General features: G+C 69.0%; 22 protein-coding genes and 2 pseudogenes. 4 read left to right on the top strand and 20 right to left on the bottom strand.

Features of this window, described 5'->3' with window-relative positions:
* A partial coding sequence (locus tag F7R91_RS43520) for a hypothetical protein (RefSeq protein WP_225321087.1) occupies positions 1–180 on the top strand: 180 nt, incomplete at its 5' end.
* Here F7R91_RS43520 and F7R91_RS40190 read toward each other — a convergent pair.
* The 12 genes from F7R91_RS40190 to F7R91_RS40135 all read right to left on the bottom strand — a co-directional run bounded on the left by F7R91_RS40190 (position 157) and on the right by F7R91_RS40135 (position 12839).
* Positions 157–1041 carry an acyl-CoA thioesterase gene (locus F7R91_RS40190; protein ID WP_150958612.1) on the bottom strand — a complete coding sequence of 295 codons (885 nt, stop codon included), beginning with the start codon at positions 1039–1041 and terminating at the stop codon, positions 157–159. The two genes, F7R91_RS43520 and F7R91_RS40190, sit on opposite strands and share 24 nt — an antisense overlap.
* A 20-nt stretch (positions 1042–1061) precedes the next feature.
* Entirely contained in the window at positions 1062–2720 is a 1659-nt protein-coding gene (locus tag F7R91_RS40185; protein ID WP_150958611.1) for an AMP-binding protein, read from the bottom strand.
* Between the two features lie 80 nt (positions 2721–2800).
* On the bottom strand, positions 2801–3598 hold the full coding sequence (locus F7R91_RS40180) for an SDR family oxidoreductase (RefSeq protein ID WP_150958610.1): 798 nt from the start codon (positions 3596–3598) through the stop codon (positions 2801–2803).
* 154 nt (positions 3599–3752) lie between these two features.
* Entirely contained in the window at positions 3753–4787 is a 1035-nt protein-coding gene (locus F7R91_RS40175; RefSeq protein ID WP_150958609.1) for a phosphotransferase family protein, read from the bottom strand.
* Positions 4780–5562, bottom strand: a complete 783-nt coding sequence (locus F7R91_RS40170; protein WP_150958608.1) for an SDR family oxidoreductase — start codon at positions 5560–5562, stop codon at positions 4780–4782. The genes F7R91_RS40175 and F7R91_RS40170 overlap by 8 nt, the downstream gene beginning before the upstream one ends.
* A gap of 1 nt (position 5563) precedes the next feature.
* Entirely contained in the window at positions 5564–6793 is a 1230-nt protein-coding gene (locus tag F7R91_RS40165; protein WP_150958607.1) for an acyl-CoA dehydrogenase family protein, read from the bottom strand.
* Entirely contained in the window at positions 6780–7592 is an 813-nt protein-coding gene (locus F7R91_RS40160; protein ID WP_150958605.1) for an enoyl-CoA hydratase-related protein, read from the bottom strand. The genes F7R91_RS40165 and F7R91_RS40160 overlap by 14 nt, the downstream gene beginning before the upstream one ends.
* A complete protein-coding gene (locus tag F7R91_RS40155; protein WP_150958603.1) occupies positions 7589–8407 on the bottom strand; it encodes an SDR family oxidoreductase in 819 nt (272 codons plus the stop codon). Before F7R91_RS40155 ends, F7R91_RS40160 begins: the two co-directional genes overlap by 4 nt.
* A 154-nt stretch (positions 8408–8561) precedes the next feature.
* On the bottom strand, positions 8562–9254 hold the full coding sequence (locus tag F7R91_RS40150) for a TetR/AcrR family transcriptional regulator (protein ID WP_150958601.1): 693 nt from the start codon (positions 9252–9254) through the stop codon (positions 8562–8564).
* Between the two features lie 84 nt (positions 9255–9338).
* Positions 9339–10859: a class I adenylate-forming enzyme family protein gene (locus F7R91_RS40145; RefSeq protein WP_150958599.1), complete on the bottom strand. Its 1521-nt coding sequence runs from the start codon at positions 10857–10859 to the stop codon at positions 9339–9341.
* Positions 10860–10999: 140 nt separating this feature from the next.
* Entirely contained in the window at positions 11000–11629 is a 630-nt protein-coding gene (locus F7R91_RS40140; RefSeq protein WP_225321086.1) for an HAD family hydrolase, read from the bottom strand.
* Positions 11630–11639: 10 nt separating this feature from the next.
* Positions 11640–12839 carry an acetyl-CoA C-acyltransferase gene (locus F7R91_RS40135; protein WP_150958595.1) on the bottom strand — a complete coding sequence of 400 codons (1200 nt, stop codon included), beginning with the start codon at positions 12837–12839 and terminating at the stop codon, positions 11640–11642.
* 242 nt (positions 12840–13081) lie between these two features.
* On the opposite strand from F7R91_RS40135, the gene F7R91_RS40130 reads away from it, so the two are divergent.
* On the top strand, positions 13082–13924 hold the full coding sequence (locus tag F7R91_RS40130) for an alpha/beta fold hydrolase (RefSeq protein ID WP_191971868.1): 843 nt from the start codon (positions 13082–13084) through the stop codon (positions 13922–13924).
* A 46-nt stretch (positions 13925–13970) separates the two neighbouring features.
* A complete protein-coding gene (locus F7R91_RS40125; RefSeq protein ID WP_150958594.1) occupies positions 13971–14792 on the top strand; it encodes an SCO6745 family protein in 822 nt (273 codons plus the stop codon).
* A gap of 1759 nt (positions 14793–16551) precedes the next feature.
* Here the strand turns inward: F7R91_RS40125 and F7R91_RS40115 are convergent.
* On the bottom strand, positions 16552–17760 hold the full coding sequence (locus F7R91_RS40115) for an RNA-guided endonuclease InsQ/TnpB family protein (RefSeq protein WP_150958593.1): 1209 nt from the start codon (positions 17758–17760) through the stop codon (positions 16552–16554).
* A 189-nt stretch (positions 17761–17949) separates the two neighbouring features.
* Between F7R91_RS40115 and F7R91_RS40110 the strand changes: the two genes are divergently transcribed.
* Entirely contained in the window at positions 17950–18153 is a 204-nt protein-coding gene (locus F7R91_RS40110) for a hypothetical protein (protein ID WP_150958592.1), read from the top strand.
* A 409-nt stretch (positions 18154–18562) separates the two neighbouring features.
* On the opposite strand, the gene F7R91_RS40100 is transcribed toward F7R91_RS40110, so the two are convergent.
* From F7R91_RS40100 to tnpA, 7 genes and pseudogenes are all read right to left on the bottom strand, one after another.
* Entirely contained in the window at positions 18563–19219 is a 657-nt protein-coding gene (locus tag F7R91_RS40100) for a DUF1326 domain-containing protein (protein WP_150958590.1), read from the bottom strand.
* A 115-nt stretch (positions 19220–19334) separates the two neighbouring features.
* Positions 19335–20165: a DUF2182 domain-containing protein gene (locus F7R91_RS40095; protein ID WP_225321085.1), complete on the bottom strand. Its 831-nt coding sequence runs from the start codon at positions 20163–20165 to the stop codon at positions 19335–19337.
* Between the two features lie 146 nt (positions 20166–20311).
* Positions 20312–20911, bottom strand: coding sequence for a hypothetical protein (locus F7R91_RS40090; RefSeq protein WP_150958585.1), 600 nt, complete (start codon positions 20909–20911; stop codon positions 20312–20314).
* Between the two features lie 416 nt (positions 20912–21327).
* A pseudogene (locus F7R91_RS40085) lies at positions 21328–21576 on the bottom strand (transposase); the annotation flags it as partial.
* 28 nt (positions 21577–21604) lie between these two features.
* Positions 21605–23260, bottom strand: coding sequence for an IS1182 family transposase (locus tag F7R91_RS40080; protein WP_150958584.1), 1656 nt, complete (start codon positions 23258–23260; stop codon positions 21605–21607).
* Between the two features lie 94 nt (positions 23261–23354).
* A pseudogene (locus F7R91_RS40075) lies at positions 23355–24338 on the bottom strand (IS256 family transposase); the annotation flags it as partial.
* 118 nt (positions 24339–24456) lie between these two features.
* A partial coding sequence (gene tnpA / locus F7R91_RS40070) for an IS200/IS605 family transposase (RefSeq protein WP_225321084.1) occupies positions 24457–24767 on the bottom strand: 311 nt, incomplete at its 5' end.

Raw genomic sequence — 24767 nt, 5'->3', positions numbered from 1 at the left:
CCAGAAGCGCCCAGCCTGACCCTCACCACACAGGCGCAGAGAACTCCGGCGCTGCGCGCCTCCGGGCCGAAGATCGCATTCCCGCCCGGCCTGAAGGCCGGGATTCCCTGCGAAGAACAACGGATGGTCGGCACCATTTCCTTGACGAGTCGTTGGTCAACGCGAGTCGGGGACGGCTGAAGCTGGGGATGACCGGGACATTTCCCTGTCGCCGCCCTCCGTCGGCCGGGGCCGTTCGAAGCGCATGAGACCCTCCTGCGCGACGGCGGCCACGAGACGCCCGCCCGTGTCGAACAGCCTTCCTCGGGTGAGCGCCCGGCCGTGCTCGGCCGAAGGGGAGGTCTGGTCGTACAGCAGCCACTCGTCCGCGCGGAAGGGACGCAGGAACCACACCGAATGGTCCAACGACGCGCCCTGTACGGCGGTGTGCGGATGTGGCAGCCGCGCGGAGCCCAGCAGCGCCATGTCGCTGAGGTAGGTCAGCGCGCAGGCGTGGACGGCACCGTCGTCCGGCAGCGGACGTCCGTACCGGATCCACACCCGCTGGCAGGCCGGCGCCCCCGGGACGTGGGCGGTCTCGCCCCCGGGCACCCATCGCATCTCCCAGTCGCGCCACTCCGCGGGCCGCGGCATGCCCCAGCCGTGGATGCGGTCGGACTCCGGGATGTCGTCAGGTGCCGGCACGGCCGGCATGTCCATCTGGTGGGAGAAGCCGTCGTCCCCGCGATGGAACGACGCCGTCACCGTGAAGATCGCCTCCCCCGCCTGGACCGCGGTCACCCGGCGGGTGCAGAAGCTGCCGCCGTCGCGGATCCGCTCGACCAGATGGTCGGTCGGCTCGTGCGGACGGCCGGGCCGCAGGAAGTACCCGTGCAGCGAGTGAGCCGAGTACGACCGGTCGAGGGTACGCGCCGCTGACATCAGCGACTGGGCGGCGATCTGGCCACCGAACGTCCGCGCCCACTCGCTGGGGATCGGACCGGACCGGAACCGGTCCGGCGCGATCTCGTCGAGGGCCAGGACCTTTGGCAGGCCGGCCATGCTTCGGCTCCTCTCACTCGTCACGCGGACGCCGCCCCGCGCAGTTCGCGGCGCAGGATCTTGCCGCTGGTGGTCTTGGGCAGGTCGTCCCGGATGCTGACGGTCCGAGGGGCCTTGTAGGCGGCCAGGTGCTCGCGGCAGTGGGCGACCAGCTCTTCGGGCTCGACGGATCCTTCGGGCCTCAGGCTGACGAACGCCGCCACCGTCTCGCCACGGTAGGGGTCGGACACACCGACCACGGCCGCCTCGCGCACCGCGGGGTGCCGGTAGAGGACGTCCTCGACCTCGCGGGGCCACACCTTGAACCCGGAGGCGTTGATCATGTCCTTCTTGCGGTCCACCACGTACACCCAGCCCTGCCGGTCCACGAAACCGACGTCGCCGGTGAGCAGCCGCCCGTTCGGGATCGACTCCGCGGTGGCGTCGGGCCGGTTCCAGTACGCGGGAACCACCATGGGGCCTTCGACCGCGATCTCGCCGACCACGTTCGGTCCCAGGTCCCTGCCCTCCTCGTCGACGATGCGGACCATCGCTGCGGGAAGGGGAAGGCCGATCGACAAGGTGCCCGAGTCGGGATCCACGGGAGCCTGTCTGCCCACCGGCACCACCACGCAAGGCGAACTGGTCTCCGTGAGGCCGTAGCCGTTGCGGATGTACAGTCCCGTCTGCTCTCGGAACCGCTCGACGACCGCGGGCGGCAGCGGGGCGCCGCCGGAGTTGAGGGTCCTCAGTGAGGCGAACGCCTCGGCGGAGAAGTCGGGGTGTGCCATCAGCGCCATGTATGCGGTGGACGGCCCGACCATGTAGGCGGGCCGTTCCCGCTTCAGCGTGTCGATCACCACGCCCGGCTCGAAGCGGTGGGCGAGTACCAGGGGGCTCGCCAGGTCGACCGCGTTGAGCAGTTGGACGACCATGCCGGTGATGTGGAACAGCGGGGCCAGCGCGAAGATCGGCGAGCCCGGGGGGATCTCGTCGTGCAGCCGCAGCGGCACCGCGTTGACGGTCAGGTTGCGATGGGTGTTGGTCGCCCCCTTCGGCAGTCCGCTGGTGCCCGAGGTGTAGGAGATCAGTGCGATGTCGTCCGGTGTCAGCCCGGGTTGGGTGGGTCGCCGCCCCACCCGTGCCCTCGCCACGTCGAGGATGTCGTCCGCGCCCTCGCGGCGCTCCCGGGTCAGACCGGCGAAGATGCGCGCGTCGTCCAGAGTTTGCAGGTCCAGCGGGCAGGCGGTGAGCGCTGTCGTCACCCCTGCCGTGGTGGCCCGCTCCCGGACGTGTTCCGCCCAGGCCTGCTCATCGCACACGATCGCCGACACCCCCGCGTCGGTTAGGATGTGCGCGAGTTCGTCCCGGTACATCGGGTTGAGCGGTACGACTGCGCCGCCCGCCTTCCAGGCACCGAACAGCGCCAGCAGGAACTGCGGGATGTTCTGCAGGTACACCGCCAGCCGGTCGCCGGGGCGGCAGCCACGCTCGAGCAGGTAGTGCGCCACTCCGTCGGAGAGCTCATCCACTTCCCGGTAGGTCAGCGTGCCACCGAGGTAGGTGGTGGCCGGGCTGTCGGGGGCGGTGGCCACCGCCCCCGACAGCAGTTCCAGCGTGGTGCGGGCCGGGGCCGGTTCCACCTCCCGCAGCCTTTCGGTGTACTGCGCCGTCCACGGCCTGTCGTCGAACCAGCTCATCGCTTCCGAAGCCGCCTTTCGGGGGTGAGGGTGCGTGGGGGGTAATTCGGGTGTGGGCGCTGACCTTCACACACGAACGGTCAGCGCGTCCCGGAGATCCCGCCGTCCACGGGGATCACCGTGCCGGTCAGATAGGCGCCCGCGCGGGAGGCGAGGAAGATCGCCGGACTCGCGATGTCCTCGGGGGTGCCGACGCGGCCGAGGGGCACCCGCTCGACCACGGCGTCCCGCAGTTCGGGGTCGCCCAGGACGTGCGCCATCATCTTGGTCGGGAACGGGCCCGGAGCAAGGGCGTTGACGGTGATGTGATCACTCGCCAGCGTGGCCGCCATCTTGCGGGTCAGCATGTGCACCGCCGCCTTGCTCGCGACGTAGGAGAAGTTGTCGGACGCGGAGACCACGAGCCCGTCGATCGACCCGATGTTGATCACTCGTGCGGGGTCCTCCGCGGTGGCGGCCGACCGCAGCTGCGGCAGCAGCCGCTGCGTCAGCGAGAAGACCGCCTTGACGTTGACGTTCAGCACCTTGTCGAAGCCCGAGTCGGGGAACTCGCCGATCGGCGCACCCCAGGCGGCTCCCGCATTGTTGACCAGGACGTTCAGCCGTGGCGCGACTTCCGCGACCCGCTGGGTCAGGCTCTCGAGACCCTCGGCGGTGGACAGGTCCGCCGGGTGCGCCAGACAGGTTCCGGCGCCGGCAGTCGTCAGCGCGGACAATTCTGCTGCCGCCTTCTCGCATGCCTCGGCCGTGCGGGAGGAGATGATCACCGTGGCCCCGGCCGCCACAAAACCGTGCGCGATCATCAGCCCGATTCCGCGTGAGCCGCCGGTCACCACCACGGTCTTCCCGCTGACGTCGAACAGTGCGGCAGGGTTCACGACACCACCCCGATCCGCCCTGCCGCGCCCATGCCGCCGCCGATGCACGCCTTCCCGCTCGGCGTCCGCGCCATCGACGCGAGTGCTGCTTGCCTCATCACCGCTCCTTTGCTGCTATGCGTGAGTCTCAAAGTCCCCTGGGCAGGCGATCGGTTCAGATGCCTGCCGTGTCGGCGACTTCGTGGGCCTTCGCCACCAGTGCGTCGATGCGCTCTGCGGTCGGGGTCCCGGACGCGGCCTTGTTCCGCGGTTCGTCCATTGCGCGGCGCATCACGCCCTCCGCGATGATCGCGACCTTCCACAGTCCCATCGCGTGCCAGTAGCCCAGCGCCGTCAGGTCGCGTCCCGACGCCGCCGAGTAGGCCGCCACGAGTTCCTCGCGCGGTGGGAAGCCGTCGAGAGCGGTCGCGGCGAAGTCGCCCGAGGTGTTCTCGCTCTTGGCCGGCCAGTAGGCCAGCAGGCTGCCCATGTCCGCCAAGGGATCCCCCAGCGTCGACAGCTCCCAGTCGAGGACCGCGGTCACCTCTCCACTGTCGTAGGAGGTGATGACGTTGCGCAGATGGAAGTCGCCGTGCACGAGCGTCAGTTCGCGCTGCTCCGGTACGGCCGCGACGAGGCGCCGGGTGAGGTCCTCCAGGGCGGGCAGCTCGCGTGTCCTGGACCTCTCCCACTGGGCCGACCACCGCTTGAGCTGACGCTGCGCATACGGCTTGTGGCTGGCCAGACTGGTCAGCCCGGTCGCCTCGAGATCGACCGCGTGGATCTTCGCCAGCGTCCGCGGCAACGACATCCCGATGGCCCGGCGGCGCTCGGGCGTCAACGACCGCGCGATCGACATCCGGTCGACGACCTCGCCGTCTACGAACTCCATGAGCAGCAGCGGGACGTCGGTCACGGCGGGATCATCGGTCAGCCCGAGCACCCGCGGGGTCGGGACGGCGGTGCTCTCCAGGGCGGTCAGAATCCGCGCCTCGCGGGCCACGTCGTGCGCCGACGCCAGCAGGCGGCCCAGCGGTGGACGCCGCAGCACCCATTTGCGACCGTCCTGATCCTGTACGAGATACGTCAGATTCGACTGGCCCAGCCCGATCCGCTCGAAGGCCAAGGGCCGGGCGAAGTCGACGCCGAGGGTGGCGAGCCAGCGGCCCACCGCCCCGGCGTCGATTCCGACGATGTCCGCGCTAGACACCGATGCCGACTCCTTGCCTGAACGGGAGCGCGTCACCGAGCAGTTGCCCGCCGTCGATCACCAGGGTCTCGCCGGTGATCCAGTTCGCGGCGTCCGAGACGAGGAAGGCGACCGCGGAGGCGATGTCGGCAGGCTCGCCGATGCGGCCCAGTGCCATCGAGGCGGACACGGCCTGCTCGTGCTCCTTCCACAGAGCCTCGGCCAGTTTCGTGCGCACCACACCCGGTGCCACCGCGTTGACGCGGACCTTTGGTGAGAGCTCCAGGGCCAGTTGCCTGGTGAGATGGATCAGTGCGGCTTTCGAAGCGTTGTACAGCCCGATGTTCGCCTCGGCGGCCATGCCGCCCACCGACGCGGTGTTGACGACCGCCCCGCCGTGCTCCCCCATCCAGGCCCGCGTGGCCAGACCCGTCCACAGGACGGGCGCCCACAGGTTCACGTCGAAGGTCTTCGCGAACCGACCGTGGTCCTGTTCGATGACCGGCCCGTAGGCCGGGTTGGTCCCCGCGTTGTTGACGAGGATGTCCAGGCTGCCGAAGCGTTCGAGCGTCAGATCCACACAGCGCTGAGCCGCCTCTTCGTCGACCGCGTGCGCACCGACGCCGACCGCTTGGCCCTTGACCTGGGCCGCGGCGGCGTCCGCCGCCTCCTGGGAGCGGGAGGTGAGGACGACGTTTGCGCCGGCCTCCGCGATGGCCTGGGCGATCGCCAGCCCGATACCGCGCGAGGCCCCGGTGACGACGGCAGTGCGACCGGTGAGATCGAGTCCTGCCATCTCAGCTCACCGCCGCCGTCGCCGCGTCGCGGTACTGCCGCAGTTCCTGCTTGGCGATGGCCCGCTTGTGGACCTCGTCGGGACCGTCCGCCAGTCGCAATGTCCGCAGATGCGCGTACATCATCGCCAAGGGGAAGTCGTCGGTCACTCCCGCTCCCCCGTGCACCTGAATCGCGCGGTCGACGATCTTCAACGCGATGTCGGGGGCGGCCACCTTGATGGCCGCGATCTCGGTGCGCGCTTCCTTGTTCCCGACCGTGTCCATGAGATACGCGGCCTTGAGTGTGAGCAGGCGGATCATCTCGATGTCGATACGCGCTTCCGCGATCCAGTCCTGGATGTTGGACCGTTCGGCGAGCGGACTGCCGAAGGTCACCCGTGACTGTGCGCGCCGGCACATCAGTTCCAGCGCCCGCTCGGCCGCGCCGATGGCCCGCATGCAGTGGTGGATACGACCGGGCCCGAGCCGGGCCTGGCTGATCGCGAAGCCCTCACCCTCGCCCTTGAGCAGGTCCTTGGCCGGCACCCGGACATCCTCGAAGATGATCTCCGCATGGCCTTCGCGATCCGCGTACCCGAACACCGGGAGGTTGCGGACGACGGTGACCCCGGGGGCGTCGATCGGGACGACCATCATGGACTGCTGGCGGTGCGGGGCTGCCGTGGGATCGGTCTTGCCCATCACGATGAGCACCTTGCAGTTCTTGTGCATCGCGTTCGAGGCGAACCACTTGCGGCCGTTGAGCACGTACTCGTCTCCGTCGCGCTCCATCCGCAGCTCAATGTTCGTGGCGTCGGAGCTGGCGACACGCGGCTCGGTCATCGCGAAGGCCGAGGCCATCGTTCCGTCGAGCAGGGGCTTGAGGTACTTCTCCGTGTGCTCGGCGCTGCCGAACAGCGTGAGCACCTCCATGTTGCCGGTGTCGGGCGCGTTGCAGTTGCACGCCTCGGGGGCGATGTGGCTGCGCCCCATGATCTCCGCCAGCGGCGCGTACTCGAGGTTCGTCAGACCGGGGCCCCACTGCGGATGCGGGTGGAAGAGGTTCCACAGTCCACGCCTGCGCGCCTCCGCCTTGAGCTCCTCGAGGATCGGCGGGTGGAAGTGCGGGTCGCCCGACGCGCGCATCTGCTCGTGGTACACCGCCTCGGCGGGGTAGATGTGCTCATCCATGAACTCGAGCAGATCCGCCCGGTATTTCTTGGCGCGGTCCGACATCTCAAACAGGGACATCCGAACTCCTTACGGGGAGGGAGGGAAAGTTGGGCGGGCGCTTGTCCAGATGACTGGCCACGCCCTCGATGACGTCGGACCCGCGGAAGGCCTGGAGCATGAGGCCTTCCGCCCGGGTCACGGAATCGGCGTAGGTGCCGTCCGCGTCGTTGCTCAGCTGGCTCTTGATGGTGGCCATGGATGCCGGGGAGCAGCTGCTCGCCAGATCGGCGGCGTACGCGACAGCGGCGTCGACCACGCTGCCGGTGGGGACCAGGTGGTCGAGGAGTCCGACTCGGAAGGCCTCCTCGGCATCCACCATGCGACTCGACAGCAACAGGTCCGCTGCCCGGCTGTGCCCCACCATGCGGGGCAACAGCCAGGAGATCCCGTACTCGGCGATCAGCCCGCGTTGCGCGAATGCGGTGGTGAACCGGGCCGAGGGCGACCCGAAGCGAACGTCGCAGTAGAGCGCCTCCACCATGCCCAGGCCGGCGGCCACCCCGTTGATCGCTCCGATCAGCGGTTTACGCAGGGTCCGCGGAACGTCCCGCGGACGGCGCCGTGCCCTGTCCGCCTCGGAGACCTCGCCGACCGCCTGCAGCCGTTGCAGGTCGGCTCCGGCGCAGAATCCGCGTCCCGCGCCGGTGACCACGACGGCGCGTACGTCCGGGTCGTCTTCGGCGGCGTCGAGCAGCGCGAAATAGCAGTCCTCGAGTTCGTCGGTCCAGGCGTTCAGCTTGGCGGGCCGGTTGAACGTGAGCACCAGCACCGGTCCTCGGTGTTCGGCGAGGACGAGCTCGCCCGGCGCGCCGGTCATGCCTGCGCCAGCAGGGAGCTCTGGTACCGACGCATTCCGCGCAGCCACCGGTCGTAGTCCGAGCCCTTGTGCCGGTACATCTCGAGAACGTCTTCATGCGGCAGGACGAGGAAGCGCTCGTCCTCTACGGCGGCCAGGACGGCGTCGGCGACTTCGGCGGGCTCCAGTACGTCACCGGCGGAGGTGACGGCCCGCGTCGCGGCTCTTCCCAGCGCGTCCCCGGAGTCCTCCCCGGAGGACAGCAGCTCGGTGTTCACCCCCATCGGGCACAGACAGCTGACCCGGACCCCGCGATCGCCGTAGGTGACACTCAGCCACTCGGCGAAGGCGACGGCCGCGTGCTTGGTGACGGCGTAGGTGGCGGAGCCGATCTGGGTGAGCAGTCCGGCCGCCGACGCCGTGCTGACGAAGTAGCCCTCACCGCGCTCGAGCCACTGCGGTACCAGCAGCCTTGCCGCACGGATGTGGGCTCGCAGGTTGACGTCGATCGAGCGGTCCCAGTCCTGCTCGCTCGCGTCGAGGCCGAGTGCGCCGGCGATACCCGCGTTCGCGAAGTAGAGATCGACCGGCCCGAAGGCGCTCTCCGCCAGGGCGACCAACTGCTGGATCTGGGCGGTGTCCGACACGTCGGAGCCGGCGCTGACGGTGCTTCCCGGATGGTCGGCGTTGACTGTCTGCGACACCTCCCGCGCGCTGTCCGCGTCGAGGTCTGCGACGACGACCCGGGCACCCTCGCGAGCGAGCCGTGCGACCAGCGCGCCGCCGATGCCGCCACCCCCACCGGTGACGATGGCGACTCTTTGTGCAACGTTCACGGCAACCCTCTCCGTTGACGGGGCCTGCGATGCGTTCCGACCTGTATAATTGAATCCGACGTCAAGTTCAATAGTTGAGGCCACGGAGCCACGCGGAACCACATGGAGAAAGCCGCCCAACCCCAGGGGGGTGAGCGGCTACGAGGCGGGTGGATCAGCGGTGGCCGGGGAACCGTAGGGCATTCGCCCAGAGTCGGGTGACCGTGGACACGAGCTCCTCGAAGTCCACCGGCGTACCGTCTTCCTGCCCTTCACTGCGCACGAAGGCGTTGTAGGCCATGACGCTGACCATTCCCGACAGCGCACGGGACGCCATCATCGGATCGACCTCACGGTCTGCGACATCCCGCGCCTGCAGGTCGGCGATGCCGCGGGCGTTACGGCGGATGAACGCGTCCCCGCGCCGCCTGCGGAACTCACGGAACTCCGGCTCCACTTGGGCGACCTGCTCGAGCAGCGCCATCAGCTTGGCGTTCCGCTGGTATGCCGCGAGATAGGCGCGGTTACTCGCCTCGAGTACCGCATAGGGATCGTCGGTGCCCTGCACCCGGCCCATGCCGGGGTGCATCATGTCCTCCTGCGCCTCCAGGAGGACGGCGGCAAGGACCTCTTCCTTGTTGGCGAAGTAGGTGTAGAAGGATCCCGCCGCGCATCGAGCCTCTTTGGTGATGTCGGTCAGGCGGGTGTCGAGGTAGCCGTCCCGTTCGAACACCTTGCGCGCGGCCTTCACCAAAGCGGCCCGGGTCCGCGCTCCGCGCTGGGTCGTGGGCGGCTCGCGAAGTTGCGAGAAGGGCGCCACGGGCGGTGCCTGCTCGCTGTCAGTCTCCTCGGGCGCGGTGGTGTCCATCCCCGGGACTTTACTTGAATCCGACGCCATAGTCATATATCCCAAGGGGCAGACGGGGCAGGCTGATGTCCTGGTTTCCGGGGTTCAGGGGCGGGCGGCAATGTCACCGACGGCGGTGTCGCGGGTCAGGGCGGTACGGTCGATGGACCGCTTGAGGATCTTCCCGGTGGGGCCCTTGGGCAGTGCGTCGACGAACCGGACGATGCGCGGGATCTTGTAGGCGGACAGCCGCTCTCGCGCCCAACCGGACACCTCGGCGGCCCCGAGTTCCGAACCGGGCCGGGCCGCGATGAGCGCAGCGACCTCCTCGCCGTAGTGGTCGTCGGGAACGCCGATGACGGCCGCCTCGACGATGTCGGGGTGCTCGTAGAGAACTTCCTCGACCTCGCCGGGGTAGACGTTGTACCCGCCGCGGATGATCAGGTCTTTGATGCGGTCCACGATGCGAAGGTCGCCGTCCGTGTCGGTCTCACCGAGGTCGCCGGTCCGCAACCAGCCGTCGGACGAGAGGGCCGCGGCGGTGTCCGCGGGACGGTTCCAGTAGCCGCGCATCACCGTGGGTCCCTTGATGTGGACCTCTCCGACGGTACCCGGCAGGCACTGCTTGCCGTCGACATCACGCACCTGAACCTGCATCCGCGGGACTGCCCTGCCGGTGTACCCGGTCTTGCCGCCGCGGTCGATGTCGTTGAAGGTGCCGAACGCGGTGGTCTCGGTGAGCCCGTACCCCTCGAGGAGGGTGCAGCCGAAGCGGGCCTCGAAGGCCCGGGCGATCTCCCCGGGAAGCGACGCGCCGCCGGAGACGGCGACACGGAGCCCGGCGAAGTCCACCGGGCTGGCATCGCCTGCCGCGTGCAGCAGCGCGTTCCACATCGTCGGCACGCCGGCCATGATGGTGAGCCGGTCGCGGCGCAGCATGTCCAGCATCGACGCCGGGTCGAATCGGGCCAGCAACGACATCGAGCCGCCCACGGTCAAGCTCGCCATCATGACCGATGCCTGGCCGAACACGTGGAACAGCGGGAGTCCGGTGCCGGTACGGTCGGCGCTCGAGGCGCGGCTGCACTCGGCGCCGATCTCCCCGGCGGAGAGCAGGTTCCCGACGCTGAGCTGGGCGCCCTTCGGCCGCCCCGTGGTTCCCGAGGTGTACAGGATGGCCGCGGTCTCGTCGCGGTCCCGGTCGACGATGTCGGCAGGGGCAGCGGTGGCCGACGCGCCCGGAGACAGCGTCCAAGAAGGCACCGAGAGCGCCGCTGCCGCCTCCGCGACAGCGGGGCCGAGGGCGTGCCATGCGATCGCCAATGAGCATCCGGCGTCGCCGAGAACGTACTCGACCTCGGGCCGGGTGGACATCGTGTTGACCGGCACCACGACACAGCCCGCGGCCTGGATCCCGAGGTAAGCCACCACGAACTCGGGCACCGACGGCGCTGCGAGCAGCACCCGGTCCCCGGGGGACAGCCCTGCGGCGGCCAAAGCCCCCGCGTACCGTGCGCTCGCGTCCCGCAGCTGAAGATAGGTCCACTGATCCGTGGCGCCGCGCAGTGCGATGTTGTCGGGGGTGGCGGCCGCGTGGCGGCACACAGGATCGAAAACGCTGGCCATGGGCGGTGCCTTCCGGAAGGTGAGCAGGTGATGGTGTGGCTCGCACACTCGTCGCTGAGTTGACTTGGCCCGGCTTCGGCGTCGAGTCCTCGGGCGGTGTGGCCGGATGACCGGCCTCACTGCGCCCGGCCGGTGGATCGTCAGGTGGTGATCCCGAAGCGTTCGGCGAGTTGGCGGCGGGTGTCGGCGGCGCTGGTGTGCCGTACGCCCCCGATTCCGATCCGTGCCGCTCCGTCCAGGTTCTGCTGCAGGTCGTCGATCATGACCGCCTTCTCGGGGTCGATGCCGAGGCGTTCGCATGCGATCTCGTAGATCCGCCGGGAGGGCTTGCGGATCCCGACCTCTGCGGAGATGACGATCACATCGGCGACGGCGGCGAGTTCGACCCCGTCGTAGGTTCCGGTACCGAACGAATTGGACACGAGCGCCACGGGACGGCCGGCGGCTCGGAGATCACCGAGCAGCGCGAGCATGTCCTGGTCGATCGACAAACCCGCCTGCATGCGGGCCGTGAGCCCTTCGGCCACCACGTCGGCGCCGTGGGCTCGGAGCCGTTCGGCGAATCCCCGCTCGAAGGCTTCGGCGTCGATACGGCCACACTCGTGGTCGGCCAGGAGGGTGCGTGATGCCTCGTCCCGGCCGAGGAGGTCCAGCGGCAGGTGCGGGTCGCCGCCGAGCGAGGCGCCGAAGTCGGTGAAAGCCCGCAGCACACTGGAGGTGATGACCCCGCCGAAGTCCACGAGGACTGCGGTTCGCGCCGTGTCCGTCACGCTCGACACCTCAGGCAACCTCGAACAGTCCGGCTGCGCCCATTCCGCCGCCGATGCACATCGAGATCACCACATAACGAACGCCCCGGCGCTTGCCCTCGATGAGGGCATGCCCCACCAGCCGGGCGCCGGTCATCCCATACGGATGACCGACCGAGATGGCGCCGCCGTTGACGTTGAACCGCTCCGGGTCGATGTGCAGTTCGTCCCGGCAGTACAGCGCCTGGGACGCGAACGCCTCGTTGAGTTCCCACAGGCCGATGTCGTCGATGGTGAGGTCGTGCTGCTTCAGCAGCTTCGGAATGGCGAACACCGGACCGATGCCCATCTCGTCCGGCCCGCAACCGGCAACGGTCATCCCCCGGTAGACGCCCAGCGGTTCCAGTCCGCGGCGCTCGGCCTCCTTCGCCTCCATCAGCACCGACGCCGAAGCCCCGTCCGACAGCTGCGAGGAGTTGCCCGCCGTGACGCAGGAGCGCGCAGTCACCTGACCGTCGGGCAGCACCGGCGCCAAGCCGGCCAGGCCCTCGAGCGTCGTCGACGCGCGATTGCCCTCGTCCCGGGTCAGGGTCACGGCCTCGTCCCGCACCTCCCCGGACTGCTTGTCCAGAACCTTCTTGACGCTGTCGAGCGCGACGATCTCCTGGTCGAACCGCCCGGCCTCCTGCGCCGCCGCGGTGCGCTGCTGTGACACCAGCGCGAACTCGTCCTGGCGTTCCCGGCTCACGCCGTAGCGTTCGGCGACGATCTCCGCCGTGTGCAGCATCGGCATGTAGATGCTCGGCTTGTGCTCGACCAGCCAGGGATCCGCCATGCGGTGGGTGTTCATGTGGTCGTTCTGCACCAAGGAGATCGACTCGACACCGCCGCCGACAGCGATCTGCATACCGTCGCCGATGATCTGCTTGGCGGCCGTCGCAATGGCCATGAGGCCCGACGAACACTGCCGGTCGATCGACATCCCCGACACGGTGTCCGGAAGTCCGGCACGCAGAACGGCCTGACGCGCGACATTGACACCTGAGGATCCCTGCTGCACTGCGCAGCCGAGGATCACGTCTTCGACCTCACCTCCCTCGAGCCCGGCGCGCTGTACCGCGTGCGAAAGGGCATGGGCGGCAAGCTGCTGCGCCTGGGTGTCGTTGAACGCGCCGCGGTAAGCCTTCCCGATCGGCGTCCGCGCCGTCGAAACGATGACTGCTTCCCTCATGTCGCCTCACTGTCTGCTGTTGGTCCGGTTCGTTTGGGCTTCGGGGGGCTGGGCCTGAACTCCGAGCTCCGTGAGCCGGACGGGCTCGATTGCCGGTAGGCGGTGCCGAACGCCAACTGGGGTGACAGGGGTCGGCCTTCCGACCGGTTATAGTTGAATCCGGCGTCAAGTTCAACCACAATCCACCCTTGACAGCCCTGCCCTCCCCCTGAAGAGTACCGACCAGTCGGTACGAAGGGTGGATCGTGACTCAGCTGAGCATCTCCACGGGTGCGGGCGTATTCGATGCGATCGCGGCAGGTCCGCCCGACGGACGCCCGGTGCTGCTGTTGCACGGCTTCCCGCAGACCGGGCTGGCGTGGCGGCGGCAGATCGAGGCGCTGGCCGCGCACGGCTACCGGGTGGTGGCACCCGACCAGCGTGGGTACTCCCCCGGCGCCCGCCCACAGCGGCCCGAGGACTATCGCATCAGCCATCTCGTCGACGACGTGGTCGCGATCACGGAGGAACTGGGCTGGGCGGCGTTCGACCTGGTCGGCCACGACTGGGGAGGCGCGGTGGCATGGTGGACCGCGCACGCCCACCCCGGCCGCGTACGCACCCTGACGGTTGTCTCGACCCCGCACCCCGGTGCTCTGGCCACCGCCCTGCGCACCGACCAGGATCAGCGCAAACGCTCCCACTACATGATCGACTGGCGCGAAACTCCCGCGACCGAGGAGCGCATGCTCGCCCACGATGCCCGAGAGCTTCGCGATTTCTACGCCGTAAAGGTCCCGCAAGACAGTGCGGACGCCTACGTGCGCCACCTGTCCCAGCCGGGCGCCCTCACTGCCGCGCTGAACTGGTACAGGGCCGGCCGCCCCGAACGCGCGATCGGCGTCATCGACGTGCCCACGCTGTACGTCTGGAGCACGGACGACAGCGCGTTCGGCCCGGCAGCCGCGCAGGAGACCGAGCGATGGGTGAACGGGCCGTACCGGTTCGAGACCCTCCAGGGCGTCAGCCACTGGGTCCCCGAGGAGGCGCCCGAAACGCTGAGCCGCCTGCTGCTCGATCATCTCCGAGCGCACGGCGAGTACTGAACCCGCAGCGAGAACCCTGTCGTCGACCCTCAGAAAAGGTAACCCCATGGAGACTGCGCGTGCCGCCTGGCGCCGCCTCGAGCCCGTCCACGCCATGATCTACTTCGCCCCCGAGGCAAGGCGACGGTACGCGGACCTCGGACTGAGCGGTCGGGCCGGGTACTTCACCTCCCGGAGCGCCGTGTTCGGCCGGGCATCCGCCGAGCTGGTCATCTCGACCTTCTACAACTTCAACCCCGATGTCGTCCGGCAGGCGGTCGACGGGGCCTGGGACACCACGACCCCGCAGCAGGTGTTGAACGCGCGTCATGCCGCGGCGGGCGAAGCCCTGCGACGGGCAGGAATCCACGAGTTGCCCGACTTGGACGAGGTGCTGGCGCTGACCCGCCGGGCCGCCGACGCGGCCCGCGAACACGCACAGGGCCGCCCGCTGTTCGCCGCGCATGCCGCACTGCCTTGGCCTCAGGAGCCGGTATTGCAGCTGTGGCACGCCCAGACACTGCTCCGGGAGTTCCGCGGAGACGGCCATGTCGCGTGCCTGCTGAGCGAGGGCGTCGGGGGCCTGGAGGCCCTGATTCTGCACGCCGCCACCGGTGAGGTTCCCGTCGACTTCCTCAAGGCCAGCCGCGCATGGCCCGAAGACGAGTGGGCCGCCGCCGAGGAGCGCCTGCGCAAGCAAGGTCTCCTCGACAAAGACTCCCTCAGCCCGAAAGGCGCGGCCCTGCGCCGGCACATCGAGGACCGCACCGACCACCTGGCCCTTCCTGCCTACACCGCCCTGGGTGATACCGGCTGCGAGCGTCTCGCCGAGCTCGCAAGCCCCTTCGGCCGCGCCGTCGTCGAAGCCGGCCTTCTCAAGGTCGGCTGACCGGGCCGCCCTTGTCCCCTCGCGCCTCGTGCTTCATCCGCTGGAGATGCCGGCCATGCCCTGAGCTTGACTCTGCTGGGATCTCGGGTTGGTCGAGATCAGGTGCCGAGGGTTCGCCAGGACTTCGACCGGGGGCGCTCACGCCCGCAGACGTTCACCACGCCGCACCCGGCCATGCGCTCTCCGGCACGGACCGCAGTTCTGGCGGTGCACTACCAGCACCGAGGAGACCCCCGCCGCGCCCGGCACATCCCTCACGAGGCAGCACAATCTCTCGCCGGACGCCATGGCCGAAGTCGCCCCCGCCCTATTGGAATGGGCGGCGCTGGGTCCCGATCCACAACAAACCGGCTGATCAGACGAACGCGTAGCATCTACCGGCTTCTCCCAGGGTCGGCGGATATGTGTGGCCAGCGGTCGGGCGAGGCGGAGCTGGGTGTGGGCGACGAGCAGGAGCCAGGTCCAGCAGGTCCGCCGCCTCGGGAGCACGGATCTTCGGGGTGGTCCATCCGAGCGTCGTTTTGTGAACCTGAAACGTGTGCTCCAGGTCGAATCGAATCTCCTCAAGAACCTCCGCCACCAGCGGTCCACATCCGCCGCGGTGGCGCCGGTCTTCGAGGACCAGAAGCACACCGGTGGCGCCTCCCGCTCCTTCGATAGGTGCTCGACCTTCCACCCGACCAAGGTGCCCTCGACGAAGGGGAGTTCATCGTCGTGCACCAGCCAGCCAAGCGGTGGGGCAGAAACGTGGCATCGCTCAGCCGACGCGGAGCGCGCCCGCCCCGGGGGTATCCGCTCGCGGCCGCGGACGGACCGCCGCTGCCAAAGGACGCGTCGGTCGAGCGTACCGGCGGAGGTGGTGCAGGCAGCTGTGGGGAGTCGGTGGCCGCTGCCGCCGATTGCGGCAACGTGCCTTCCTCGGTGCCGAGTTGGGCCCTATGATGCACCCTATGCACCTATCTACTCCAGGCGCATAGAGGGACCGGCCCCGCCCGCTAAAGGGGAGCTGGCGGGGCCGGGTATCTCACACGGACGGGGCGGGCCCCCTTTACCCGCCCTGGCAGGAGGCCACAAGGCCGACTGCATGTCTGGAGTAGGAGGATGCAAGATGGCCACAAAGGAAAAGGAGTCGTGGTTCAAGGAATTAGCGTCTCGCTTTGCTGTCGCTCTCGCCGTTAAGGCGCTCTGGGCAGCAATCACAAGGGTCGCCCTTCGCGACGACGCCTGAGTTGTGCCATCCGGCCGGTCTCCTGCGCATCCCCTTTCGTAGGGGGCCGGCTGTCCGCGATAGCCCATGAGCCGACGGCCCCGGTGTCTCCCCTTTCGCCGGGGCCGTCATTCCGTCCCTGGACGCTGCACTCATGACCAAGTCAAGCCCCCGGAGCGCAGAAGCCCACTCAACGACCAGCTGATCGACGAGCTGGTGGCCCGGGGCGGGCTTCCTGGCAGGCGCGATTCTGGGCCGGCCTGCGACGAAGACCGCAAGATGTGCCACCTCGGCCCCAAGCACTTCGCAGGCCTCGACTGGTCCGGCAAGGAAGCTTCTGCACGTGATGCGGGACACCGGCGTGATCCGGCTCCAGGTCACGGGCGGCGAACCCTCATTGACCCTGACTTCCCCCACGCCCCCGCGCTCGAGCACGAGCTGGGCATGCAGATCGAGCCGCCACCACGACCCTCCCCCTGGAGCACCACCCGTGGCAACGCACCGCCTGACCGAACTGCCCGTCGATGCACTGCAGTTGACTTCCTCCTCCGCCTAAGGGCGGGGGATTCCAGCGGTCGCCCGCTGGGGTTCCTGCTTCACCGACGACTGCCCCGTCCGGGAGGACTCCCGTTGAGGTCTTACACCGTCTCCACAGGCAGACGCCGCCACCCCGGCGGCCAGGATGTTGCGTGCCGCGTTCACGTCGCGGTCGTGCACGGTGCCGCAGTCACACGTCCACGCGCGGACGTTCAGCGGCAGCTTCCCGCGGACCGTGCCGCAGGCCCCGCACAGCTTGCTGGAGGGGAACCAGCGGTCGATCACGACGAGTTCGCGCCCGTACCAGGCGCACTTGTACTCCAGCATCATGCGCAGATCCGTCCACGCCGCATCGGAGACGGCTCGGGCGAGCGTGCCGTTCTTCAGCAGGTTGCGGACGGCGAGGTCCTCGATCACAACCGTTTGGTTCTCACGGACGAGTCGAGTGGTCAGCTGGTGCAGGAAGTCGCGGCGCCGGTCGGCGATCCGCGCGTGGACCCCGGCGACGCGACGCCGGGCCTTCTCCCGGTTCGCCGAGCCCTTCGCCTTGCGCGACAGATCCCGCTGCGCGCGGGCCAGCCGGGCGCGGTCGCGCCGCTCGTGCTTGGGGTTGGCGACCTTCTCCCCGGTGGACAGGGTCACGAGGGAGGTGATCCCGGCGTCCAGGCCGACGGCCGCATCGGTGGCGGGGGCCGGGGCGATGGTGTCCTGGCACAGCAGGGACACGAACCAGCGGCCCGCGCTGTCACGGGACACGGTGACCGTTGTGGGCTGCGCACCCCGTGGGAGCGGACGCGACCAGCGGACATCCAGGGGATCGGTCATCTTCGCCAGCGTCAGTTTCCCGTCGCGCCAGGTGAAGGCGCTGCGGGTGTACTCGGCCGACGCGCGGGACTTCTTCCGCGACTTGCACCGGGGGTACTTGGCCCTCTTGGCGAAGAAGTTGGCGAACGCCGTCTGAAGATGGCGCAGCGCCTGCTGGAGCGGGACGGAGGACACCTCCGAAAGGAAGGCGAGTTCCCCGGTCTTCTTCCACTGCGTCAGCGCTGCGGACGACTGCACGTAGGAGATCCGTCGCTGCTCGCCGTACCAGGCTCGTGTGCGCTGCTCCAGCGCCTTGTTGTAGACGAGGCGGACGCAGCCGAACGTGCGGGACAGCTCCGCTGCCTGCTCGCCGGTGGGGTAAAAGCGGTACTTGAAAGCCCGCTTGACCTGCCGCGTCATGCCTCACTCTCTATCAGATTCCGTGTGAGTCAAGGGTGTCGGCCGGTGGACGGTGGACGCCGAATCGCCCTGACGGCGATTCGACTGTTCCTGCCCTGCTCCGCAGGAGCTTCGTTTCCTCCCCGGCCTGAAGGCCGGGGTATCCACAAGGGAGAGCCTCGGTGATCGCAAGCGTCGCCGGGCCCGTACATGACGTCGAGATGGTGTCGGCCGGCCGCAACGGCGAGATCACCGCCCGCCTGTACCTCGCCACCGGCCACCGGCACGGTCTTCGTCACGGGGCTGCGCCAGGACCACCCGCGGGTGTGGACGCAGCAGCGCGAGGCCGACGCCAATCCCTTCACCCGCGGCCTCGTGCCCGCGCCCGCGCTGCGCCCTCAGACGGTGGCCTAGCTGGGCGGGGGATAGGCCAGGGCGCCCGTCGCGCGGCAGCCGGCATCCCCGGTATGCCGGGAGGCCGTAGATACCGGCGATGCTCTGTCTGGCGGCGCTCATCAGTCCGCTGCCGGCAGTGGAAGCGGGGTGGAAGGTTTACCGTCGGCGGTGTGACGGGCTACCGCATACCGCAGCCGGCCGTGCGCTCGGGCGTTCCGGCGACGACGCTGCGGTGCACGGCGCGGCGAGTCCGTGTGCGGGGGCTACTGCCCTGCTGGGCCGGCTGCCCCTGGACACCGCCGACCGCAACCCGGCGATGGCCTACACGGCCCGTGCGGCGGCCTCTACGAGGAGTTCTCCACCCGAGCGGTGCTAGCCCTCACCGCTGCTTCCCTTTCTCGCTCCCGGCGCTCATTGATCCCCGCGCTCAGTCGGGTCCCGTCCAGTCGAAGGGGAAGTACTTGCTCGATTTTCCCGAGCGTTCCCACGAGAAGCCGAACGCGTCGGCGCGGTCGGCGGTGGCCCGGCCCCAGGTGGCGACCTGGCCCGGTCCGACCTCAGCGCCCGGGGCGTTGTAGACCTGGACGCGGGCGCCAGCCGGCGTCGTCGGGCCGGTGAGCGCCTCGGCGGTGGCCGTGACCCGGCCGGGAATCTCGGCTCTCCAGGTGGCGAGGTCCTTGTCGATCTCCACACGGATCGGCGCGATGTCCATGCCACGCATCTCGGGCCGGAGCATCTCCCCGAACCGTGCCGGCCAGCCTCCCGCCTCACCGCCGAAGACGGTCCCGAGGGCGGCGCGCTGCCGGTCGTCGGCGCGTTCGTCGAGGAAGACCGCGGCATACGCGTCGGTGTGCTCGCCGGCCCAGACGTTGCCCACGAACGCGCCCAGCATCAGAACGTTGAGATCGTCGAGCCGTACGTCGCCGTAGTTGCCCTCACGGATGTGCCAGACCAGCACGCCTTCGCAGTCACCGTAGGTCGGGGGCTGCGCGAACGTGCAGGGGCAAGGTATTGCGCATTTGCACACGTCGAACCAGTCGCCGGCCAGATGCCAGCGGGTTCCTTTGGTGACCTGTTCCGTCATCTCGCTTCCCTCCCGTCGAGCCCGAGGGAGCTCCTTCGTAGGGGCGAGACCGCGCGTCCCGAGCCCGCACGCGGATCGCGAGGCGGCCTCCTTTTTTCCAGCTTGCCGCAGTTGTTCACATGCCGCCCATCGAAGGCGCCGATTCCCGCAGCCCCGGCAGCAGCCAGTCCTGGAACGGCGCCAGCACGGCCAGAACCAGGAAGGCGACGCCCAGCACCCGGGCGAGCAGGGGCCCCCGTGACCACAGCTTCTCCACGAAGATCACCACGGCCAGCCCGGCCATCGCCGCCACGTTCATCACCCCGAGCGGCACGAGGACGACCATCAGTCCCGCGCAGCAGCCGACGCAGTAGGCGCCGTGGTGGACGCCCACCCGCAGATCGCGGGCCGGCTGCCGGAACCCGGCGTAGCGCACCAGGTGGCTCATGGGGTCGCGGCAGTGCCGCAGGCAGACGTTCTTGAGGGGGCCGAGCTGGTACAGGCCCGCCAGGAGGAAGGCGACCGAGCCGATCCAGCGTCCAGCGGTGGGATGATCGTCGACGAGGTCACCGGTGAAGGCCAGGGCCGCGTAGGCGAGCAGCCCGAAGCCGGTCCACACCAGCAGATACCCGCCCGCGAACTCAAGGGTGCGCCCCGCCCGGCTCCACCCGGACGACCGCCGCCCGATCCCCCGTACCCAGGTGACGGCCACCGGCGCCATGGACGGCAGCATCATGGCCGCCATCATCGTCACCCAGAGCAACAGGAACAGCGGCAGCGCCATCCCCATCGTGCCGGGCCCGACCCCCATGTCCCGGGCCTGCCCCACGGTCAGCACCCAGGCCGGCACCGCGATCGCGACGACCAGAAGCCAGGACACCGCGAGCTCCCGCGCCGGCAGCAACCCCCCACCCGCTCCGGTCGGCGCGGGCGACCGGGCGGAGACGAAAGCCCCAAGATGCCGCATCGGTGCACTCCCCTGCCTACCATCCCAGGACAGCACGCCCCACGCCGCACCGCGACTGCGCCGATCAGCATGCGCCGCCCCAGGCGTGCAGAAGACCGTCACCAACGAGGTGGTGACTCTCCCAGAGCCCACCGGACGCACCACCACTACTGCTCGTTGCGCAGGGAGCGGTGCAGGATGTCGCGTTCCTGGGCGGACTGGTCACGGGCGGGGCGGCTGGTCACGGGAGCGCTAGGAGGTGCGGATGAGCGCTGCTGTGCCCCGTAGCGGTCGCCGGTTCGCAGGATCTGCAGGGGTGCCGGCGGGGCCGGCCAGCCCTGGATCAGATAGCGCTCGGTGATCTCCCGTGTGGTCAGGTCCACGGCGGTGTCCCGGCCGCGGGCGTGTACCCGCAGCCGATAGTCGCCTGGGCCGGAGGCCGCCAGCGAGGGCAGTTCTTCCTCCATGTCGTCCATGACCGCGCCGACGAGCAGTGCGCCGGATGGGGTGTGCACGGACACTTCCACGATCTCCTGCCACGGTCCGGGGTCGGCCTCCGGGGCGGTGCGGTGTGCGGCCACGGTGACCTGCGCGTTGCCGCTGTGGATGCCGGTGTGGATCTCCACCTGACCATCGCCGAGGGCGATGAGGCCGCTGTGTGAGACGTCCAGCTCCTCCTCGGTCACAGGTGCTTCGGGGTCATAGATGAGGAAGTGGTGGTAGTCCACACGGACGCGTCCGCTGTCGGCGTGCGCAAGATCGCTCATCAGAGGACCATCCCTTCTGCAGCCCTCATGGGTAGGGTCGTGACCTCTCGGTCCCGGTGGGTGCATGGCCTAGGTTGCGAGCCGTTCGTCGGCCACAGTGAGTGCCGCACACCGAGCGCGCCGTGCGCCCGGTAGCGGGAAAGGGTGTACTCAAGCAGGAAGATGGCGGATGAGAAGTCGTCCTGGAAGAGCTCGGCCAGCGCGGCGAGCAGTTCTGCGTCCGCGCCGGCACGCTCATCCGCCAGGGTCTTTGCGAGGGTACGGCACTGGGCCACCCGTGAGGCGGCGGCGCCGTGGTCTCCGCGCAGGAGCGCGAGCCAGCCGTCCGAGCACAATGCAGAGGCCTTGGCCCTACTGGCCTCGGGAGCCGCGGCAAGAGTCTGCGCAGATCGTGCCCCTCGTCGTGGTGTTGCGGATCAACTGGCGGGCGTGTTCGGAGTGTTGGGCAGCGCCGGGGCGCTTTCGCGGTAGATCTCGCCCATGCTGCCTTCGGGAAGGTAGCGGCGGGGGAAGGCGATCCATTCGTCGTGCATTTCGAAGAGCACGGCGGTGACCAGCCGGATGAGCGCGTCGTCGTTGGGAAAGACCGGGACGACGTCGATCCTGCGCTTGATCTCCCGGTTCACTCGCTCCAGCGGGTTCGTCGACTGGATCTTCTTCCAGTGCCTGGACTCCGTTGGTGATCTTGGCGAGTCATGCGGTGCCGGCGCACAGGGCGTGGAAGTGTGTTGGTCGGCGGCCGGTGGGTGCTGGATCGGCGATCCAGTCGGCGATGCGGGTGAGGTTGCAGGCCATCGCGGTCAGGACATGCTGGACGTGGGTGCGGGCGAGGCCGCGGTAACGGGAGCGGCGCAGACCGCAGTTGCGGATGTTCTGGGAGAGAGTGGCCTCGATGCCGGCACGGATCGCGTAACGCTGCCGCCAGTCCCTGGTCTGCTGGTCCAGGCGGTTGCGGGCCTGGATCTCGTGGAGTTCGCGGGTGGGTAGCAGTGCCAGGGTCCGGGGCCGGGTGGCGGAGGTGGTGCACTGCGCGCGGACCGGGCAGGCCCGGCAGGTGGCCTTGCCGAAGCGAACCTGGACGCAGTCGTGGCCGCCGATCCGCTGCGGCCGCCACAGTAGGCTCACTGCGCCTTGCGGGCAGGTGACCTGCTGTTTGTCCCAGTCAACGGTGAACGCGGACCTGTCGAAGCCGCTTGCGCTCGTGGCCTGCCGACTGCGGTCGGAGGCGATCGGGCCGAGAAGGTCGATGCCGTGCACGCGCCTGGCCCGCTCGATCTTCGCAACGGTGACGTAGGCGCTGTCGACCACGTGCTCGGCCGGGGCTAACTGCTGCCCGGCCAGGTCGTCGTGAATGCGTTCGGTCAACTCACCGTCCTGGACCGGGGCGATGGTGGTGGCCACGTGGACCACCACCTCGGGCAGTCCCGGGGTGCACGTTTCGGTGAAATGGGCACGGTATCCGGACCAGGTGGTGTCCCGTTTGACGCAGAAATGCGCGTCGGTGTCGTAGGGAGAATCGAACCGCAGGCTGGCCGGGGGCAGCGCGTGGCCGTCGCGCCAGCGCAGACGGCCACGCGGGTCCCAGTAGTACTGGTGCACCCAGACCTGGCGCAGGATCTCGACCTGCGGCAGTTGCCGCAGCCGGGGTGGAGCGTCCGGCGCCCAGGCGGCGGCCAGGATCTTCTGCCCGTCCCGGCCGAAGGTTTCCGCCAGGGCAGTGACCCCGGCTTTCCCGCCGGGGACCTTGCCGATCTCGACCTTGCGCCCGTACCTCTTGTCCCAGTCGGGCTCGATCAGCGCAAGCAGCCAGTCCCCGTCGGCGACCGCGAGCTCCTCCAGGGCCGCGCGGATGCTCTCGCCGGCCAGTTCCAGGCGGCTGAGCTGGCGCACCGCGGCCAGCACGTGGGTGGCGTCGGTGCGCTGCCTGCCACCGGCTTTGAGCAGCCCGGCCTCCGTCAGGCGCGTGAGCATCAGCTGCAGCAGCCGGTCAGCGGCACCATCCTCGGCCAGCCGGGCCCGGAACTCGGACAGCACCGAGTAGTCGAAGCCCGGGTCCTCCAGCTCCAGTCCCAGCGCGTATTTGATGTCGATCCTGGTGCGGACCGCGTCCGCGGCAGCGCGGTCCGAGAGGTTCTCGGCGAACTGCAGCACGCTGACCATCGCCAACTGCCCCGGCGAGAGCCCCGGTCGGCCGTCGGCCGGGAACAGGTCCGCGAAATCCTCGTCCTCGAACAGCACATCCAGCCGGTCCCGGATCAGCATCGCGGGCGTGCCCCGCGGACACGCCGCCCGGGCCGTCCGCACCGTCCTCGCCGGAATCTGCTGATGACTCTCCCGCCGCAGCGACATCGTTCCCACCCCTACTGCTGACGCGACCCCGCTCCGACCAGCCAACCACCACCAGCGCCAACCGTCAGCCCCCACCAACATCACCAACGGAGTCGTGCCTGGGCGGGAAGTCCGCGAACGCGGTCAGATCCTCCTTCGCCTCCAGCAGCATCGCTTTGACCTTGGGGAACTGGGCGCCGAGCATGTCGGCGACGGTGTCCAGCTGAGTGCGCACGAGGCCGGCGGTGGGCTGGGTGAAGATCGTGCGGATCGTCGCGGTGACCATTTCTCCGGAATCCCGGTCGATCACGCTAAAGACATTTCGCAGGAAATGAACCCTGCACCGCTGCCAGGCGGCGCCGAGCATCACCTTGCGGACCGCGGCGACCAGTCCGGCGTGCTGGTCGGTGACGACCAGTCGGACCCCGGACAGGCCGTGCTCTCGCAGCGAGCGCAGGAACTCCTTCCAGAACGCCTCGCTCTCGCTGTCTCCGACCATCAGGCCCAGAACCTCGCGGCCTCCGTCTTCGGTGATGCCGGTGGCGACCACCACGGCCCGCGAGACGATCTGGTGGTTCACCCGCGCCTTGCAGTAGGTCGCGTCCAGGTAGACGTAGGGGAAGCGGACGTGATCGAGCGGGCGGGTGCGGAACGCGGTCAGCGGCTCGTCCAGGGCCGCACAGATCCGGGAGACCTCCGACTTGGAGATGCCGCTGTCCCCGCCGAGGGCTTTGACCAGGTCATCCACGCTGCGGGTGGAGACGCCGTGCACGTATGCCTCCATGATGACGGCGTACAGGGCCTGGTCTATGCGGCGCCGTCGCTCCAACAGGCTGGGGAAGAAGCTGCCGGTGCGGACCTTGGGAATCTCCAGGTCCAGATCACCGGCCAGCGTGGTCAGCACCTTCTCGCGGTGCCCGTTGCGGATGTTGGTCCGCGTCGGCGTGTGCTCGTTCCACTCCGCGCCGATGTGGGCACTTGCCTCGGCCTCGATCAGCTCCTGCACCATTCGCTCGGCGATGGCGCGGATGAGCTCGATTCCGTCGGTCGAGCGTAGTGACTCAAGGAGCCGTATCAGGTCAGACTGGGACAGGGCCATCGTGCACTCCTCGTGGTTGAACTGGGCGTTCACCAAGGAGAGTTACCGGGACTCTTGCAGAAAGCCCCGGCGTTCACGCCGGGGATGAATGCATCTCAAGACTGCTCTGACGTGCACCTTAGAGCGGACGTTTTTGCTGCTCGATGTACTGGCGGACGATCGCCAACGGTGCTCCGCCGCACGACGCGGAAAAATACGAGGGCGACCACAGGTGCCCGTGCATGACGGCGCGGTTGAGTCGGCCGGTGAACTCCTGCCGTATCCGGCGGGCGGAGACGCCCTTGAGGCTGTTGACCAGCTTCGAGACGGCGACCTTGGGCGGGTAGTGCACCAGGAGGTGGACGTGATCGCGTTCGCCGTTGAACTCCTTCAGCTCTGCTTCGAAGTCCTCGCAGACCTTGCGCATGATCTCTTCGCAGCGCGTCAGCA

Origin of the sequence: Streptomyces luteolifulvus (genome assembly GCF_008806595.1) — a bacterium.
Classification (GTDB): Bacteria; Actinomycetota; Actinomycetes; order Streptomycetales; family Streptomycetaceae; genus Streptomyces; species Streptomyces luteolifulvus.
This window is presented reverse-complemented; position numbering and strand designations above follow the sequence as displayed.

Bases quoted from the DNA above. Each gene is read 5' to 3' on its own strand.
- F7R91_RS40190 (WP_150958612.1), bottom strand. From the start codon at position 1,041: ATGGCCGGCCTGCCAAAGGTCCTGGCCCTCGACGAGATCGCGCCGGAC.
- F7R91_RS40185 (WP_150958611.1), bottom strand. From the start codon at position 2,720: ATGAGCTGGTTCGACGACAGGCCGTGGACGGCGCAGTACACCGAAAGG.
- F7R91_RS40170 (WP_150958608.1), bottom strand. From the start codon at position 5,562: ATGGCAGGACTCGATCTCACCGGTCGCACTGCCGTCGTCACCGGGGCC.
- F7R91_RS40165 (WP_150958607.1), bottom strand. From the start codon at position 6,793: ATGTCCCTGTTTGAGATGTCGGACCGCGCCAAGAAATACCGGGCGGAT.
- F7R91_RS40160 (WP_150958605.1), bottom strand. From the start codon at position 7,592: ATGACCGGCGCGCCGGGCGAGCTCGTCCTCGCCGAACACCGAGGACCG.
- F7R91_RS40150 (WP_150958601.1), bottom strand. From the start codon at position 9,254: ATGGACACCACCGCGCCCGAGGAGACTGACAGCGAGCAGGCACCGCCC.
- F7R91_RS40145 (WP_150958599.1), bottom strand. From the start codon at position 10,859: ATGGCCAGCGTTTTCGATCCTGTGTGCCGCCACGCGGCCGCCACCCCC.
- F7R91_RS40135 (WP_150958595.1), bottom strand. From the start codon at position 12,839: ATGAGGGAAGCAGTCATCGTTTCGACGGCGCGGACGCCGATCGGGAAG.
- F7R91_RS40125 (WP_150958594.1), top strand. From the start codon at position 13,971: ATGGAGACTGCGCGTGCCGCCTGGCGCCGCCTCGAGCCCGTCCACGCC.
- F7R91_RS40115 (WP_150958593.1), bottom strand. From the start codon at position 17,760: ATGACGCGGCAGGTCAAGCGGGCTTTCAAGTACCGCTTTTACCCCACC.
- F7R91_RS40110 (WP_150958592.1), top strand. From the start codon at position 17,950: ATGACGTCGAGATGGTGTCGGCCGGCCGCAACGGCGAGATCACCGCCC.
- F7R91_RS40100 (WP_150958590.1), bottom strand. From the start codon at position 19,219: ATGACGGAACAGGTCACCAAAGGAACCCGCTGGCATCTGGCCGGCGAC.
- F7R91_RS40095 (WP_225321085.1), bottom strand. From the start codon at position 20,165: ATGCGGCATCTTGGGGCTTTCGTCTCCGCCCGGTCGCCCGCGCCGACC.
- F7R91_RS40090 (WP_150958585.1), bottom strand. From the start codon at position 20,911: ATGAGCGATCTTGCGCACGCCGACAGCGGACGCGTCCGTGTGGACTAC.
- F7R91_RS40080 (WP_150958584.1), bottom strand. From the start codon at position 23,260: ATGTCGCTGCGGCGGGAGAGTCATCAGCAGATTCCGGCGAGGACGGTG.